The organism is Haloferax sp. DFSO52, from assembly GCF_048158745.1.
GTDB lineage: Archaea > Halobacteriota > Halobacteria > Halobacteriales > Haloferacaceae > Haloferax.
Genome location: NZ_JBLOPB010000002.1, coordinates 247,196 through 263,241 on the forward strand (window position 1 = coordinate 247,196; position 16,046 = coordinate 263,241).

Genomic DNA, 16,046 nt, shown 5'->3' on the forward strand with positions numbered 1-16,046 from the left:
CAGAGGAAGCCGCCCAGAATCGGAGACTGGAGAGTCAATCCTGTACGTCGTTTTTCGCACCGATACTTCAATCCCGTGAGAGTTAGAGAATTCGGTCGAGTGCCTCGGATATCGTTTCGACCGGTGTCACTCGCAGACCCTCAACGTGTACATCGGTGTCTTGCCCGGCTGGAATCACTAGTTCAGTCGCGCCAAACGCACGTGCTGCCCGTGCTTTCCCCTCGATACCTCCGACAGGAAGCAACGTGCCTTCCCGATCGACGATTCCCGTGATGAGTGTCTCTTCGGTGAGTGGCTGCTGACGAAGCGCTGCGACGAGTGCGACGGTGAGTCCACCTTCCCAGCTTTTCCCTCTGAGTGCCATACGTCTGGACCCCGGTGTCTCGAACGTGACGTGCGTAGAGAGTTCTGAGAGTGAGCGACCTGTGAGTCCCGTCGCCGTCTGGACTGCCTCTCGAAGCGCGAGCTGAATGTCGTGGCTGACTTCTGCCCCATCCAGGTCGACGAACAACTCGCCACTCCCTTCGGAGAAGGCAAACTCGACGCCAACGACGATTCCACCGTCGGACGAGTCCACTGCAGGGAGGTGATACTGGGTACGCATCGGAAGTGCTGCACCACTTGCGAGTGTCGCTTTCGATTGGAAGCCTGCTTCGGGGCGCGCGAGGCCAACGAGTCCTGCCCCGACGGCGCCACCCACGCCGAGTCCAGTGAGGAACGAACGACGTGACAGAACCGTTTGCTCGATTCGTTCGACGATGTCACCACTCGCCTCAGGTGCGGTCACATCGGTGCGGTTGTCGGTAGACATAGTTGGACGGCCACGGATATCCGTGTTAGATGTTGACAACTACCACGACCCTGCCGATAAAGGTTTTTGAAGACGAAAGAGAGGCGATGGGGTACACCTATCCGAACGACCCGAAACTACTGTAACAGATTCTCGAACGATGACGACCCGACACCAACCGCTCGTTGGACTCGCGATAGTAAGTGCCGGCGTGACCGGTGTCGGCGTCTGGGTCACGTATCACCTCGAACTCGCGTTACTCCAGACGGCAGTTGCTCCATTCCAACCGCTTGCCGTCGGACTCGTCGAGGAGTCGTTCGTCAGGTTCGTCCCCTTGATTGTAGTCTTCTATCTCTGGAGTTACCGACAGGGACGGCTACTGACGAAGACCGAAGGGTTGGTCGCGACGATCGTGTCTGGCCTCACAGTGGCAGGCCTCGAAGTCGTACTCAAGCTACAGTTCCTCTCGTACGTCGAAGAAACCGCCAGACTCGACGCACTCGGCTTACCGATACTGTTCGTACACATCCCGTTTGCGCTGGTGGCCGGACGGTTCGTGTACGCCCTCGGTGAGCGAATTCACGGCCACGACACCGTTGGAGTTCCATCTCCATCTCCCCGAACAATAGCGATACTCGCCGCTGGATATCTCCTCTTAGCTCTCGCACACGTCGGGTACAACATCGTGTTCTGACACCGTTGGAACTGTCGTCTCACTCGATATCGACAGGTCGTGTGTTCTCAACGGGTGAACACACGAGGAGCCAACGCTATTACCGGTGAGGGAAATGGGAAGAAGTTGCCAGACACACCGTCTCACTGCCGAAACCACGCCGATACGAACGATATCAGCGGGTCAGGCTGTCAGAGACCCTCCCGGTCTAGATCGAGGGGTTAGTGCTCGTGACCGAGCGCCTTGTTGACCATCTCGTTCAGTTCCTTGAGCTTGCTCTGAACTTTCTCGGGCTTGTCCGACGGCATGTTCTCTAACGCGGGTTGACCGTGTGCGTCCGGTTCGCCGACGATGACCGTCGAAATCATGCCAAGCGCTTCGTGGGGAATGCAGTAGTAGTGGTAGACACCTTCGGTTTCGAAGGTGTGTTCGAAGGTTGCCCCTTCTTCTGACAGGATACCACTGTCCCACGATGCTGCCCCGTCGGGGACGAGCTGGGGCTGGTCGTTATCTGGGTGGTACGCCGTCGCCGAGTGCGTGCCACTCTCGTTGTGGAACGTGACCGTTCCGCCGACGTTGACGCGTACGACGTGCGGTTCGAAGTGGTACCCACTGTCGTTAGTAACCATCTTCACTTCCGCAGTGTCAGTCGGTGCACCGACCGCTTCGTCGTGTCCGTGCTCTTCTTCTTCGTGCCCGTGTCCTTCTTCTTCTTCTTCTTCCTCGCTGTGACCCGATTCTTCGTCGCTGTGGCCTTCTTCTGCTGCTTCGGTCGTCGTCTGGGGTGCCGCAACCTGGCTCTGTCCATCGTTCGTTGGTGCGCCTGCACAACCAGCGAGCCCGACAGCAGCAGCACTGCCAGTCAACTGGAGCATCCGTCGGCGGGTGAGATTGTCTTCGGACATGGTCTTGGTCTCCTTACAGATGGAGATTCGACACCAAGGGATATAGTACGGAAAGCACATTTGCTGACCCAGCAAACCGCCGTTCTTTTTTATACCACTCCCTCGAAAGATGGGTTGTGAACGAGGAGCGAGACGGTCGGGAGATCTTCGCCATCCTCGACGATGACTATGCACGCGCAATTCTCGAAGCAACACGTCGCGAACAGCTCTCTGCAAAAGCTCTCAGCGAAGAATGCGGCATGTCTGTTTCGACGGTCTCCCGACGAGTCAACACGCTTCTGGAGCACGATTTACTCGTCGAACGAACACACATCGACCCGAACGGACACCACTACAGTGAGTACGAAGCGCAACTCGAAGGAATCGATGTCAAACTCCTCGAAACTGGGTTCGACGTTCGGGTCGAACTCCGCGAAGACGCAGCCGACCGCTTCACGCGCATCTGGGACGAAATGAGGAAAAGATAGTATGCACATCGAACTCGTCATTGCGAAGCTCGTTACGATGCTTCTTGGATTCTTGATTGCCTACCAGGCCTACCGGGGCTACCGCCGGAACGACAGTCAACCGATGTTCTACGTCGCAGTTGGCTTCGTCTTCATCAGTTTCGGTGCCGTCATCGAGGGAGTCTTATTCGATGTACTCGGCTTCTCAGTCTTCGATGCGGGGACGGTGGCAACGGTAATCGTCGCAATCGGAATGTTGAGTGTCCTCTACGCATTATATGGCGCAGAATACACAGAGGTACGAGGATAATACGATGGTCGATACGATTACTGCAGTGTTGGTTGGTGTCCGGTTGGTTGTACTCTCACTGGGCGTCTTGATAACGTTCTACAGCTACCAAGCCTACAAGAAATCCCGTACGTACTATCTTCGAAACTCTACAATCGGATTCGGTATCATCACCGTCGGCGTGTTTATCGAAGGGGTACTCTTCGAGTTTGGGGGATTCGATATCGTCGTCGTTCACCTCATCGAGTCGATCGGAATCGGTCTCGGCTTTCTCGTTCTTCTCATCTCTCTTCGCCGCTAGCACCGGTGGAATTCACGCTTCAGACAGTATTCTTGCGTCATCATTGGCGTCCAGCGAATCTCGGATGGTCCGATCCAGTCAACTGTCGGAGAGAGTGAGCGAGGACAGAGTCACGACCACCACTGAACGACGTCGCCCACGAACTGGCACGAACGGATTCGATTACAGTTCGACGAAGACGTCTCCAGTCTCCCCACTCGAAAATTCGTAGATGGAGAACGGTTCGGTCTGTTCCCCGGGCATCCCCGGTGAACCGGCCGGCATACCCGGTAAAGCGATACCCGAAACCGACCGCTGTTCGAGTGCTGCCACGATTGCGTCGATGGGGACGTGCCCTTCGACGACGAGGCTGTCGAGAACCAGCGTGTGACAGCTCAAAAGGTCGTCTGGGACGCCATACTGTTGTTTGATACCGCCGATATCGATCGACGAACGCTCGACGAGTTCGACGTCGAGATACTCCCGCAGGTACGTCGCGTACTCTCCACAGCAACTGCAACCAGGTGCACTGAACTGTGTTGCCGTCGTAACCCCGAGTTCGTCGCCGGACGGTGGCAGTTCGCTCCCCGACTCCAGACAGCCAGCTACACTAACAATTGCAGTACCCAGGAGTGTGCCTAAGAATCGTCGCCGGGTCCAGTGTGAGGCCATACAGAATACTGGCCGCCGAGAAAGATATCAACGAATTGTTGTTCTCGCGTTTCGAGAAACCGGGCGATGCGGATTCAGGAGAACAGATACGTTAACACGGGGTAGCGACCGTTGGGAGTTCCCGTGTTGGATTATCTGCCTCTGGCTTTCGAACCATAACCGCAGTATCCAGTAGCTAGCTGTCCGTAGACTGCCGAAACCGTGTTTTTACTCCAGATATTGTGCTTTCTCTCATTCGAATCGGGTGACAGAAGGGAGCAAAATCTTGTGATGAAATCAGTCACACAGATACTCCTGTAAAGTCAAAATCCACTCCAATCTACTGAGCGATATCAGTGGTGGTTGCCACGAACGTCCACCCCTCTCATCGTCGGTTTTTGGTCATACATCTGGGGCACCCCAAACGGAGTCCTGTTCACGTAACTCTCGGGCGAGATGTGACAAGCCAGATATTCGCCGCACAGCACAGACCAAACTACGCACGGCCGTTGGAGTCGGATATGCGCACGTGAGAGTTCACTTACTTCGACTGAGGTCTCGCACATGAACCGACGCCAAACAGATTCTATCGTCGAATTCGTCAACGTTTCTATCGTCGTAGTGGGAGGAATACGTAGCTGGCAAGCACACAGGCAACAGCAATCGTTTGACTCGACCCCTGATGTATGCCTCCGGTGAGTAGTCTCGGTTCGGGGCAAGTAGCGAGCGTGCCGAATTCTTCAGCGATGAACGGTACTGTGAAAAATAAACGGTTAGATTGCTTTATAGACGTTCTCGGACGTTCTCGTGAGACAGTTCACACCCATCGTGATAACTCCAGAGCCGTCCTACGAGTAACCGAGGAGAACAACAATGACTACCTTCAACATCAGCCGCTGGCTGCTCGTGGTGCTCGCAATCGTCGGACTCGCATTCGCAGTGCCCGTAGTCAGTGCACACGGCAACGGCACCGCTGCTGGCGACGCACCCCCGTACGACGGTACCGCCACTGAGTGGACCGCGTGGATGGAATCGCACATGAACGACCACATGGGCCCCGGCGCAGTCGAGTGGATGGAATCCCACATGGGCATGACCGTCGAGGAGATGGGACAAGACATGGCCGAGAACGGCCGAATGACCGGCCACGGTGGGATGAACGGATACAGTGGAATGGGAGGTGGGGGTCACTGCTAATCCCAACTGAAGTAGAGAGGTTCCCGAACCAGACCAGAGAGTGACTCCGACCGTCCACTAACTCAACTTCGTGAACGGTACGCTCGTGGGGAGATAGCGGACGAAGAGAACCACCCTCGGCGTGCATCGCTCACCAAGCAAATACACACGCATCAATATTGCACAAACAAGAAACTACACTATATACGTACGGTATTGGTATCCAACTCAGAAACGAGACATAGCCGGTTTTATCCGTCTAGAACAAATACTGTATTGTAGAGAAATAACACCACTATTGCGCTTGAGTAGTCACGGGTAGCAGCCACCACTCACGCGACTGAAATCAAAATCAACCTCAATTCCACACCATGACGTACACCATCACGACAACGATCGAAGCACCGTTCAACGACGTCCTCGATGCAGTTTCAACCGAACTGCAGAACGAGGGGTTCGGCATCCTCGCCGATATCGACGTACAAGCCACGCTCAAGAAGAAACTGGACGTCGAGACCGAACAGTACCGGATTCTCGGCGCCTGCAACCCCCCGCTCGCACACGAAGGACTCACAGAAGACCCGAATCTCGGAGCCTTGCTCCCCTGTAACGTCGTCGTCTACGAAGACGATGGCGGCCACGTCGTCGTGAGTGCAGTCGACCCAGGACGACTCGTGGGTGTTGCAGAGAACTCCGAACTGGACGGTATCGCGGCCGAAGTCACAGACCGGTTCGAGAACGTCGTCGACGCGGTCGACGAACAGTTCGTACCTGGTGGTGGCGCCCGATGACCGACGCGGCCCGGATGAGCACATCGACCATCGTCCTCCTCGTCATCGGAGCACTCGTCGGTATCCCGCTTCTCGCGATGGGGGGTGGGATGATGGGAGGCGGCTTTGGAATGTTCGGCGGTGGGATGTTCCTCTGGCCCCTCCTCTTCCTCGTGGGTGTCGGCGTGCTCGTCTACTACGCACTCACCGGGGGGAGCGAAGCAAAGTCCTCGGACGACGCGCTCGAAACCCTCCGACAGCGGTACGCGAGAGGGGAGATTACCGACGACGAATTCGAAGAACGAAAACAGACTCTCAAAGAGACAGACGCCTGAGCCAGTGACTCACTACTGAAGGGCGCCTTACACGAAACATGACCGACGTACTCCTCTTCAGCCAAGAGAGCTGTGGGGGCGTGTGCCACACAGCGAGAACAGACCGGTGGCATCGAAGGGGAGTTCCCCGCCGTCCAGTTTCGAGCAGTCGACAGCCAACAGGGCCTCGACACCGCTGACGGGACGACCTCGAAGACAACATCACATCATGACATATACGAGAAGACAGTACCTCCAATTGCTCAGCACTGGGGCCGTTGCAACTGCAGGGATTGCTCGAACGGCAACAGCACAGCAGACACCCGTCGTAAAGATGGGCAACAACTACTTCGACCCAATCGGACTGTACGTCGAGCCAGGAACCACGGTCCGATTCGAAATCTCAGCAGGGGCGCACTCGGCGACCGCCTACGAAGACCGCATTCCGTCGGGTGCGACTCCGTTCGACAGCGACACTATCTCACAGGGGAGTTACGAGTACACGTTCGAGACATCGGGGACGTACGACTACTACTGTATCCCACACCGTGGTTTAGGAATGGTCGGGCGAATCGTCGTCGGTCAACCCGGCGGTCCGGCCGAGGAGTCTGCGCTTCCAGACGGTGACGTTCCATCGAGCAACGACATCGTTCAGCAGGGTGCGATTGCCGACGACGCCGACTCCGACTCAGACAGTGGCACGATGGGCTGGGGGATGGGACACGGAATGATGAACGGCGGTCGAATCGGATGGGTATACGCACTTCCATTCATTGGAGGAGCACTCGGTACGCTGGCACTGATTGGTGGGGGACTCTACTGGGCACTCACTCGAACGAGCGGCGTAGAACCGGACGATTCAGCGATGAAAACACTCCGCAGTCGATACGCAAGCGGAGACATCGACGAAGCGGAGTTCCAGCGTCGTCGTGAACGCCTGCAGAACGACCGAGACACCTAACTCTTGGGCAACAAGCGTCGCTGTTTCGACTGAACTCTCGTTGAAGTGGGCGGTTGCGTGTTGGCGACTGAGTTTATTGAGTCAGAGGCCCTACATCTACGTGAGATACGATGTCCACAGAACGCAGATCTGACGGGTTCCTCCGGGTAGTCCTGGTCGTGATCGCCGCAATCGTCCTGCTCCCGATGTTGATGATGGTGTTCGCCGTCCCGATGATGGCGATGATGGGGTGGTGGTGGAGCGGCGGTATCGCAGGCGGTTTCTCCCCGCTTTTGGGAGCCGGGATGATGCTCCTGTGGCTCGTCGCCCTCGTTGGTATCGGGTACCTCTTCTATCGTGGCCTCGTCGGCGGTATCGGACCGTCGCTGATTGGCGACAGCGCCCTCGAGGAACTCCGATTGGCGTACGCCCGCGGCGACCTCACTGACGAGGAGTTCGAAGCGCGTCGTGCGAACCTCCGCCGCGAGGAGTATCAGTAGCAAGATTGTGGTTCCATCCCCAGTGTACAGTCGGTGTGTTCGTAAGGTGGTGGCTCAGCGAAAATCCATCATCACAAGGGGCTGAGTGGGGCAGACACCGTTTCTACGAATAGAATTCCACGTTCTCTACTCCAATTCTTCGTTCAAACTGTCAGCTCCCTCCAATCGAGCAGTTCGGAACAGCGCGTTCAAATACATCGAGACGACCAGCGTGTGTTCCAGACTACGAGTCAGTCCCGCAGTGTGACCGCGACGGCTTCATAATCCTCCATGAAAGCACCCGGTCCACCGAAGCTTACCTCTCCGTTTTCGGTTTGGAGATAGATGTTCGATTCCAGTGTGTAGTCGTTCGTCGACGGTTCGACGAACGCCTGTCTCACCTGGTTGACCTTCCCAGAGAATTCCTCGCCATCTTCGGTCGTGATGGTGGCCCATAGGTCGGAACCTCGCTGCAGGTGAAGATACGAGTGCAAGACCGCATCCCTGAACCAATCGAAGGACTTCGGGAGCGAATCAGGGTCCGTTACGTAAACCTCCGTCGCCGCTGGCCAGTACGCACCGAGATACATCCCATGAATCGAACCGGTGAGATGTCGCTGCGTGACGGAGACAGCCTCTTCGTCGCCGTGTGGCCCCCCGAGGAAGCCCGGGTCACCAATCATCGCGGATTCGTCGTCCACAGCGTAGACGAAGGGAAGACGAGCCTCCCACGTTCGGACGACGTCGGCGACGGTGGCGAATCGGCTTGTGGCCTCGGAATCGCTCTCGGGGGGTGTTGCCTCTCCGAGGATCAGGAAGACGAGGAGGCCCCTCTCCTTTGCGTCTTGCAGGTCCGCTTCGATCTCCGGATATTTCGATTCGGGAATTGCGACGTAGACCTCTTTTTTCGCCTCACGAAGCTGGGCCCGCATTCGATTGAGGGCCGTCTCCGGAGACTTGACGATATTGACTTCCGGCGCCTCTGACGTCGCCTTGTTGAATCGCTCCCCGAGTTCAGACGTTATCGACTCAAGACGCGTAGAGAGATTACCGATCGCTTCTTCGGGAGGCAACGCACTGATCATCGTCGGCGAAGCATGCTCCTTGACGCGAACGAGGCCCTTCTTCTCGAGTCGTTCGGCGATGCTGTAGACTGAGCGCTGAGTGACATCGGCGTCTTCAGCGATGACACGGGTGGTCGCTTCCCCGTGTGAGAGGAGGGCGAGGTAGGTGTCGATTTCCGTGTCAGACAGCCCAAGGATACCCAACTCCTCTCGGAGTGCCGTATCGGTCTGACCGCTCGAGTTAGCCATCGTGTGTGTTCGTAGTGAATTGTCGTTCATATACTTCTTGACTACGGCTGAACCGCAGAGTCGTGCTATCAGCGAACGTACCGTTATCTGGAACGAAACGCTCACTCCATCGAAACGGTCACGAAGCCATCGAAGCCGAGGATGACGTCCTGTGTCCGGTCACCGAAGACAGCCTTCCCGGTCGGTGACCGGCTGGTCCCCGGAACGAATACGTGGTCACAACCGCTTCGGTCAGCGATCTCCAGCAGGGTTGTTGCCTGGTTACTTCGCTCCGCAACGACGGTCTCAAGCTCGTAGTCGACCGACGAACCCAGGACGTCATTGGCCATGTCGTCTACGTCTCCGGATATGCCTTCGAGGACGTCGTGCTCGTCGTAGTGAGTGTGCTCGACGCGACCGATTGCGTCCAGTGTCTCTTCGACCTCCTCGTACTCGCCGGGCGTTGCAAGCGCGACGACGACGAGGTCGATTCGTTCGCTGAAGGCAAATGCTCTGGCTCGTTCGAGGAGTGCTCTGTCACGGTCTATGTCTTCGATTGCGATGAGTGCACGTTTCATAGGTATATCTCGGTCAGCGTGGTCTCTCAGGCATGGTTCTCGAACAGTTCTTCAAAGGGGTCCCAGTCGGCGTAGATGAACGCCGCAGACAGCACGAGCATCGTCCCGAGCATGCCGGCGCTCAGTACCGTGACGACGAAGGCGGGCGTTCCGGGCTCGAGTGACGGGACCGACAGCGCGAGCAGCGTCAGTAGCACGACGCTACAGACGAAAAACGCACGCCAGACCGCAGTCATCAGTCGTCACCCCCGGCCGGCTGGGAGGAGGTCGACCGTTCCGTGGCTTCGACACCCTCAAGCGGCTCGCTGTCCCAGTACTCGTGGTCCGGGTCGGTCCGGAAGCAGGACGCACAGTGTGCGCCAGGGACGTCCTCGTTCTCGCCGAGCTCCGGTTTCTGGCTCGTACACACCTCGCGTGCCTCTGGACAGCGAGTGTGGAAGCGGCACCCCGACGGTGGGTTCACTGGGTCCGGGATGTCGATAGAGCGCACGGGTGGGTCGACCATCTCCTGACTGCTCGGGTCGAGGTCCGCTGTCGCCCACTTCAGCACCTTCGAGTAGGGGTGGTCTGGGTCGCCCAGAACCTTATCGGGCGGCCCGATCTCGACGATCTCGCCGAGGTACATGATGCCGATCCGTCCCCCCGCTTTCTCCGCGAGGTAGCGGGCGTTCGACAGCGTGTGTGAGATGAAGACGAAGGAGGTGTTGAACTGCTCTTGGAGTTCGAGCAGGAGGTCCATCGTCTCCACCCGCAGCGACACGTCGAGTGCCGACACCGCCTCGTCGGCGAGGATGACGTCCGGGTTCATCAACAGCGCCCGTACGAGCGCGACGCGCTGTTGCTCGCCCCCCGAGAGTTGGTGCGGGAAGCGGTGTGCGTAGTCCTTCGGAGGCTCCATCCCGACGCGTTCGAGCAACGCGTAGATGCGCGCTCGCCTGTCTTCGGTGGACATCTCGGGCTTCCATCGCTCGATGGGTGCTTCCAGTGACGTCAGAACCTTCCGGTTGGGATTCAGTGCCGCCCCGGGGTCCTGGTGGATTATCTGGAGCGCCTTGCGGATGTCGCCGTACGGAATGTCGACGTCTCCCTTCTTGTCCTTGGCGTCCCAGACGTCCTGCCCACGATACTCGACGCTTCCCTCGGTGGGGCGCTGGACGCCGATTATGGTCTTCCCGAGCGTGGTCTTGCCACACCCGGACTCGCCGACGAGTGCGAGGACGTCGTTCTCCTCGATGTCGAGCGAGACGTCGTCGACGGCCTGCACCCTCGGCGCGTCGTTGAACAGCGAGTCGACAAGACCCTGTTCCTTCTCGAAGTGGACCGAGACGTCGTCTAAGGACATCACCACGTCGTCATCCTCCATCGACTGCTCGTTACTTCTGCTCACGACTGTAGCACCTCCATCTCGAAGGGGACGGCATCTTCAGCGTCGTCGTGGTGGAAACAGGCGGTCCGCTGGTCGTCGGCGACGTCGAACCACGGCGGCTTCTCCTCGTGACACTCCTCGGTCGCCAGCGGACACCGCGGCGCGTAGTGACAGCCGTCGGGTGCGTGCGCTGGGTTCGGCGCGGTCCCCTCGATGGGTTTCATCGTCTCGATGGGTGCGTCGAGGTTTGGGACGGCCTTCAACAGTGCCCGGGTGTAGGGGTGCTGGGACTCGCGGACGATTTGTTCACTCGGTCCCACTTCTGCCAGTTCGAAGGCATAGAGGATGGCCAGGCGGTCGGCCAGTCCCGCCACCAGCGGGAGGTCGTGGGTGATGAACAGGATCGAGAGGTCGTACTTCTGCTTGATGTCGTCGAGCAGACTCAGGATGGAGCGCTGCATCAACAGGTCGAGAGCGGCGGTCGGCTCGTCCATCAAGAGCACGTTCGGTTCGAGGATGAGCGAGAGCGCGATGAGCGCGCGTTGACTCATCCCGCCCGAGAGCTCGTGGGAGTACGAGTCCAGCACCCGGTCGGGGTCCAGATACAGGTCTGTGAGGATCTGCCGGGCTCGCTCCATCCCCTCGTCGACGTCGTAGTCGTGGGCTTCGAGCGTCTCCTTGAAGTGTCCACGGATGGACATCGTGGGGTTGAACGACGACAGCGCGCCCTGGAACACCATCGAAATCTCCTCCCAGCGGAGCTCCTTCAGTTCCTTGTCCGAGAGGTCGAGGACGTTCACGGGGTCACCGCCGGACTCGGGATAGTACCGTACGTCGCCGGTGGTGATGCCGGGTTCCTCGACGGCGTCCATCATGGCGTTGGCGAGCATCGACTTGCCCGACCCCGACTCACCGACGACGCCGAGTATCTCGCCCCGTCGAAGGTCGATACTGACGTCGTCGAGAACCATCGCCTCTCGGTGCTCCAGGTCGTAGGTGACGCTCACGTTGCGGACCTCGACGATGGGGTCCGACGGGTCGCGTCCGGTCTGGTCTCTGTCTCGTGGCATCTCAGATACCTCCCGAGGAGGCGCTCGAAGTCGGCTCCTCGTCGTCGCTCGCGATGGACTTCGCGTGTCGAGCGCGGACACGTGGGTTGAAGATGCGGTCGGCCCCCTGTGCGAGCAGCGTCAGGCCGAGCGCGAGGATGATGATGGTCAGCATCGGCATCAAGAGCCAGTGGAACGCCGCCGGCGAGGAGGTCGCCCCCGCACGGTTGACGGCCGCGTTCATCATCACACCCCAGTTGATCCCGGTGTACGGCAACACACCGAGGAAGTACAGCCCAACCGACCCGAAGATGACCGCACGGGCCTGCTGGACGAAGTTCATCGTGATGTACGGCATCAGGTTCGGGATGATGTCGCCGCCGATGATCGTCGGCGTCTTCATCCCCATGATGCGCGACGCCTCGACGTACTCGGCGTCACGCAGCGTGAGCACCTGTGACCGAATTGCGCGAGCGAGCCCCGCCCACGCGTTGACGGTGATCAGGATCCCGATGATTATCGGGCTCCCCTTGATCTGGAGGGCCGCCGCGAGCACGATGGTAAGTGGCAGGCCCGGGATGGTCATCATGATGTCCGTCACGGTCATGATGGCGCTGTCCGCCTGGCCGCCCTTGTAGCCCGCGACGGTGCCGAGCGCCGTGCCGAGGACGACGGTGAACACCGCGCCCGAGGCGATCATGAGCAGCATCGACGGCGTTGCGTACACGATCTGTGAGAGGATGCTCACACCCGATGCGGTCGTCCCGAGCGGGTACTGGAGCGTCCGGAACGCCCCGACGAGGAGCGGTCCCTGGTTCGGCCGGGGCTGGGAGACCAGCATCGGACCGAGCAGTCCCATCAGCAGGTACAGCGTGACGATGGTGACGCCCGTCCGGGCACGCCAGTCGTCCCAGACGATGCGCGCCGGTGCCAGCACTTTCTCCTCTGCCCACTGGCGGCGACGCTCGGCGTCGGTCATCGAAACCTCGGCCATGCGGTTGAACTCGGAGGCCGTCGATCCGCCGTCGGCGACGGCCCGTCCGGTCCGGTCGTGGCCGGTGATGGCCGACCGGGTTGACCCTTCCACTTCGCCGTCAGCGTCGTCAGTAGGACTCACGGGAAGCACCTCCTTTGGCGCGCGGATCGAGAAATCCGTAGGTCAGATCGGCAATGGTGATACCGATGACCATCGCGACGGTGATGAGGATGAACCCACCCATCATCAGCGGGTAGTCGCGGGCGTTGATGGCCTGGATGAGGTAGAAGCCGACACCGGGATAGGCGAAGATGTTCTCGATGATCACGGCCCCGCCGAAGACGGTGCCGATGGCGATCATCAGGCCAGTGTACATCGGCAGGATTGCGTTGCGCGCGACGTAACGGATGGCGATCCGTCGCGTCGGGAGTCCACGGAGGCGGGCCACCCGAAGGTAGTCCTCACCGAGGACGCGAATGGAGTTCCCACGCATCGAGAGAGCCCAGCCACCGAAGCCGACGACAGCCATCGAGAGGATGGGCATCGTCCCGTGGTAGAGGACGCTCGTGAGGAACGGAACGTTGAGTCCGACTGTGAGTTCGGAGGCGTAGCGCCCCCCGGTCGGGAAGATGTCGAAGCGGTAGCCGAGGAAGGCCACCATCAGCAACGCGACGACGTAGCCCGGCGTCGAGTTCAAGAAGAGCCCGATACCGGTGCTGGCGACGTCGAAGTTCGAGCCTTCTTTGTAGGCCATGAACGCGCCCAGCGAGACGCCGACGGTGAACGCGAGGAAGAGCGCCGACGCGGTGAGAAAAACCGTCCACGGAATGGCCGGCCCGATGACGCTCGTGACCGGTTGCTCGTACCAGATGGACTGGCCGAAGTCGCCTTGGAGCATCGCAGCCATGTAGTCGGCGTACTGGACGTACACCGGTTCGTCGACCGCGATGTTTGTCTGGGCGGCGATTCGTCGGTTGATCTCGGCCATCGACAGGTCGCTCCCTCCCTGTTGAATCGCCTGCGCACGGAGGTAATCGAGTGGACCGCCGGGGAGCAGGCGGATGAGACCGAAACTCGCGGATATCACCACGAAGACGGTGAGGACCGACTGCCCGAGTCGCTTCAGGATGTAACTCATGTGCTGGATCCTCGCTTACTCGGTGGTGGTCGACAGGTCGGTGACGAGGTCGGCCGGGACGACGGACTGGCTCTCGCGGACCTGGTCGTGGAGGATGGGTGACTCGAACTCCTCCGGGAGGTTCCATGCGTTCTTTGCGTCCCAGGAGCCGAAGATCCACTTGTAGTGGAAGTAGGGATAGGACTGGTTGTAGTTGGCCCACCCCTGGAGGCCGACGACGAAGTCGGCGTTCGTGTAGTCCTTCCCCCAGTAGGTCGAGGTGTCCTTCATTACAGCCTCGGCCTCGATGCCGAACTGCTGGAGCTGGGAGACGACGGTTTGGGCACCCGCGACCCAATCAGAGAAGCCTGCCGGCCCCTTGATGGGGATGGTGAGCGCCTCGCCGTCTTTCTTCCACGTGCCGTTCTGCTTCTCGTAGCCGGCGTCCTGCAGGAGCGAGGCGGCCTTGTCGGTCTGGGCCGACCCGCGGCCGTAGGTCTCGAACTCGTCGGCGACCTCTTCGAGCCACGCACCTTCGATCTGGCCGTTGAACTCGCCCGTGAGGCCACTGGGGTAGGTACACGCGATCTTGGAGTTGGTGCCGGCACCGGAGTTGAGTGCGACCGACTCACGGTTGACGACGTGCGCGATGGCCTTGCGCACGCGGACGTCGTTGACGGGCTCCTTCTCGAAGTTGAACACGAGGCCGAGCCCCCAGTGACGGGGGATGAGGCTGACCTGCACCGAGTCCGGAAGCTGGTTCAGTTTGTTGTTGGGCATGAACAGCGTCGCCGAACCGTCGGTTTGCTCGTTGATGAGCGCGTTCCAGCGCTTCTGGTTCGACGGCATATAGAGATACTCCGCCTCGGGGTAGTTGATCTGGCCGGCGTCCGGGTGGTCCTCGTACTGCGTGAGCAGCGTCCGCTGGGTGTCGGCGTTCTCGAACTGGAACGGGCCGTTGCCGACCGGTTCGGGGACCGTCAGACTCGTGAGTTCGGCGAGAGCCTTCGACCGGGCGTCCTCTGACTCCGCCTCGTCGAGCTTGGTCACGTACTCGCCGTAGGTGCCCTCGTGGGCGACGAGGTACTTCGGCTGGAGGTACGCGAGGATGATCTCCTCGTTCGCCACCTTCGCGAGCGTGATCTCGACGGTCGTCTCGTCGGTCGCGACGACGCGCTCTGAGATCATACTCTGGTCCTCGGGCGCGATGAACTGACCGAGACTGCCGCCGTTGTAGAGATCGAGTTTTATCTGGTTCGCGACGTCCGTCGCGGTCAGATCGTCGCCGTTGTGCCACGTCTGCCCCTCGCGGACCGAGAGCGTCAGTGTGTCGTCCTCCAGACCCCACTCCTGGATGACGTAGGGTTCGTGGCTCTGCTCGGCGAGGTTGAACCTCATGAACCGGTCGAATAGGAGCCGACGAGCCTCTGCGAAGTTCTTGCCGTTCCAGGGGTTGTACTGGGAGTCCTTCGGAACGGCCCACTGCGCGAAGGTCAGCCGGCTGTCGTCTGCGCCGTCGGCCTGTGTCCAGTCTCCCGAGCGCGGCAGCCACTCGGTCGGCCAGTAGAGCTGAGTCTTCTGGCTGTCCTTCGAGGGGACGTTCCAGTCGTCGGTCGTCTGGAACGACTGTGCCAGTTTCTCCTGGAGCGGCAGGACTGGGAGCGTCTGGTTCGTGATGTACGCCAGTTCCTGGATCTTCCGCTTGGTCTCACTGTCAACCGACACCGGGGTCGTCGTCGCCGTCTCGGTCTGCGTGCTTTCACCACCGTTGCCCGAACTCTCCGTCGTCGTCTGGACCGCCTGCTGTCCACCACAGCCTGCGAGTCCAGCAGTGAGTCCGGTTGCGCCGAGTGCCTGCACGATCCGCCGCCGCGTGAGCGTTGTCTGCCCCGTGGTTCTGTCATCCTTCTCTGTCATAGCCACTTGCAACACTAACGACCATGAAGATAAAACTT

Annotated in this window: 20 protein-coding genes; 9 read left to right on the forward strand and 11 right to left on the reverse strand. The window is 59.5% G+C overall.

Annotated elements, in window-relative coordinates; all coding sequences use genetic code 11:
• Window positions 1-82: 82 nt before the first annotated feature.
• Window positions 83-811, reverse strand: coding sequence for a S16 family serine protease (locus ACK3SC_RS10965; RefSeq protein ID WP_416840213.1), 729 nt, complete (start codon window positions 809-811; stop codon window positions 83-85).
• A gap of 139 nt (window positions 812-950) precedes the next feature.
• Between ACK3SC_RS10965 and ACK3SC_RS10970 the strand changes: the two genes are divergently transcribed.
• The gene (locus ACK3SC_RS10970; protein WP_416840214.1) at window positions 951-1,484 is read left to right on the forward strand and encodes a hypothetical protein; all 534 of its coding nucleotides are present in this window, start codon (window positions 951-953) and stop codon (window positions 1,482-1,484) included.
• A 200-nt stretch (window positions 1,485-1,684) separates the two neighbouring features.
• Here ACK3SC_RS10970 and ACK3SC_RS10975 read toward each other — a convergent pair whose 3' ends face one another.
• On the reverse strand, window positions 1,685-2,368 hold the full coding sequence (locus tag ACK3SC_RS10975; protein ID WP_416840215.1) for a plastocyanin/azurin family copper-binding protein: 684 nt from the start codon (window positions 2,366-2,368) through the stop codon (window positions 1,685-1,687).
• A gap of 116 nt (window positions 2,369-2,484) precedes the next feature.
• On the opposite strand from ACK3SC_RS10975, the gene ACK3SC_RS10980 reads away from it, so the two are divergent.
• The 3 genes from ACK3SC_RS10980 to ACK3SC_RS10990 are packed head-to-tail and all read left to right on the forward strand — an operon-like array spanning window position 2,485 to window position 3,404.
• Window positions 2,485-2,835, forward strand: a complete 351-nt coding sequence (locus ACK3SC_RS10980; protein WP_416840216.1) for a helix-turn-helix domain-containing protein — start codon at window positions 2,485-2,487, stop codon at window positions 2,833-2,835.
• A 1-nt stretch (window position 2,836) separates the two neighbouring features.
• Window positions 2,837-3,124, forward strand: a complete 288-nt coding sequence (locus ACK3SC_RS10985; protein ID WP_416840217.1) for a hypothetical protein — start codon at window positions 2,837-2,839, stop codon at window positions 3,122-3,124.
• Between the two features lie 4 nt (window positions 3,125-3,128).
• A complete protein-coding gene (locus ACK3SC_RS10990; RefSeq protein ID WP_416840218.1) occupies window positions 3,129-3,404 on the forward strand; it encodes a hypothetical protein in 276 nt (91 codons plus the stop codon).
• Window positions 3,405-3,566: 162 nt separating this feature from the next.
• On the opposite strand, the gene ACK3SC_RS10995 is transcribed toward ACK3SC_RS10990, so the two are convergent.
• The gene (locus tag ACK3SC_RS10995; RefSeq protein ID WP_416840219.1) at window positions 3,567-4,055 is read right to left on the reverse strand and encodes a DUF411 domain-containing protein; all 489 of its coding nucleotides are present in this window, start codon (window positions 4,053-4,055) and stop codon (window positions 3,567-3,569) included.
• An 852-nt stretch (window positions 4,056-4,907) separates the two neighbouring features.
• Between ACK3SC_RS10995 and ACK3SC_RS11000 the strand changes: the two genes are divergently transcribed.
• The 5 genes from ACK3SC_RS11000 to ACK3SC_RS11020 all read left to right on the forward strand — a co-directional run bounded on the left by ACK3SC_RS11000 (window position 4,908) and on the right by ACK3SC_RS11020 (window position 7,734).
• The gene (locus tag ACK3SC_RS11000; RefSeq protein WP_416840220.1) at window positions 4,908-5,231 is read left to right on the forward strand and encodes a hypothetical protein; all 324 of its coding nucleotides are present in this window, start codon (window positions 4,908-4,910) and stop codon (window positions 5,229-5,231) included.
• 350 nt (window positions 5,232-5,581) lie between these two features.
• A complete protein-coding gene (locus ACK3SC_RS11005) occupies window positions 5,582-6,001 on the forward strand; it encodes a DUF302 domain-containing protein (protein ID WP_416840221.1) in 420 nt (139 codons plus the stop codon).
• On the forward strand, window positions 5,998-6,315 hold the full coding sequence (locus ACK3SC_RS11010) for an SHOCT domain-containing protein (protein ID WP_416840222.1): 318 nt from the start codon (window positions 5,998-6,000) through the stop codon (window positions 6,313-6,315). The genes ACK3SC_RS11005 and ACK3SC_RS11010 overlap by 4 nt, the downstream gene beginning before the upstream one ends.
• Window positions 6,316-6,523: 208 nt before the next feature.
• Window positions 6,524-7,255, forward strand: a complete 732-nt coding sequence (locus ACK3SC_RS11015) for a plastocyanin/azurin family copper-binding protein (RefSeq protein WP_416840223.1) — start codon at window positions 6,524-6,526, stop codon at window positions 7,253-7,255.
• 110 nt (window positions 7,256-7,365) lie between these two features.
• Window positions 7,366-7,734 (forward strand): SHOCT domain-containing protein, encoded by a 369-nt coding sequence (locus ACK3SC_RS11020; protein ID WP_416840224.1) that lies wholly within the window; start codon window positions 7,366-7,368, stop codon window positions 7,732-7,734.
• 230 nt (window positions 7,735-7,964) lie between these two features.
• Here the strand turns inward: ACK3SC_RS11020 and ACK3SC_RS11025 are convergent, their stop codons facing one another.
• The 8 genes from ACK3SC_RS11025 to ACK3SC_RS11060 form a co-directional block, all read right to left on the reverse strand.
• Window positions 7,965-9,026 carry a TrmB family transcriptional regulator gene (locus ACK3SC_RS11025; RefSeq protein ID WP_416840225.1) on the reverse strand — a complete coding sequence of 354 codons (1,062 nt, stop codon included), beginning with the start codon at window positions 9,024-9,026 and terminating at the stop codon, window positions 7,965-7,967.
• 101 nt (window positions 9,027-9,127) lie between these two features.
• Window positions 9,128-9,583, reverse strand: a complete 456-nt coding sequence (locus ACK3SC_RS11030) for a universal stress protein (RefSeq protein ID WP_416840226.1) — start codon at window positions 9,581-9,583, stop codon at window positions 9,128-9,130.
• Between the two features lie 26 nt (window positions 9,584-9,609).
• On the reverse strand, window positions 9,610-9,819 hold the full coding sequence (locus tag ACK3SC_RS11035; protein ID WP_416840227.1) for a hypothetical protein: 210 nt from the start codon (window positions 9,817-9,819) through the stop codon (window positions 9,610-9,612).
• Window positions 9,819-10,970, reverse strand: coding sequence for an ABC transporter ATP-binding protein (locus ACK3SC_RS11040; RefSeq protein WP_416840228.1), 1,152 nt, complete (start codon window positions 10,968-10,970; stop codon window positions 9,819-9,821). The genes ACK3SC_RS11035 and ACK3SC_RS11040 overlap by 1 nt, the downstream gene beginning before the upstream one ends.
• The gene (locus tag ACK3SC_RS11045; RefSeq protein WP_416840229.1) at window positions 10,967-12,019 is read right to left on the reverse strand and encodes an ABC transporter ATP-binding protein; all 1,053 of its coding nucleotides are present in this window, start codon (window positions 12,017-12,019) and stop codon (window positions 10,967-10,969) included. The genes ACK3SC_RS11040 and ACK3SC_RS11045 overlap by 4 nt, the downstream gene beginning before the upstream one ends.
• A 1-nt stretch (window position 12,020) precedes the next feature.
• Window positions 12,021-13,115 carry an ABC transporter permease gene (locus ACK3SC_RS11050; protein ID WP_416840230.1) on the reverse strand — a complete coding sequence of 365 codons (1,095 nt, stop codon included), beginning with the start codon at window positions 13,113-13,115 and terminating at the stop codon, window positions 12,021-12,023.
• On the reverse strand, window positions 13,102-14,112 hold the full coding sequence (locus tag ACK3SC_RS11055; RefSeq protein WP_416840231.1) for an ABC transporter permease: 1,011 nt from the start codon (window positions 14,110-14,112) through the stop codon (window positions 13,102-13,104). Before ACK3SC_RS11055 ends, ACK3SC_RS11050 begins: the two co-directional genes overlap by 14 nt.
• Before the next feature lie 15 nt (window positions 14,113-14,127).
• Window positions 14,128-16,008 carry an ABC transporter substrate-binding protein gene (locus ACK3SC_RS11060; RefSeq protein ID WP_416840232.1) on the reverse strand — a complete coding sequence of 627 codons (1,881 nt, stop codon included), beginning with the start codon at window positions 16,006-16,008 and terminating at the stop codon, window positions 14,128-14,130.
• Window positions 16,009-16,046 lie beyond the last annotated feature (38 nt).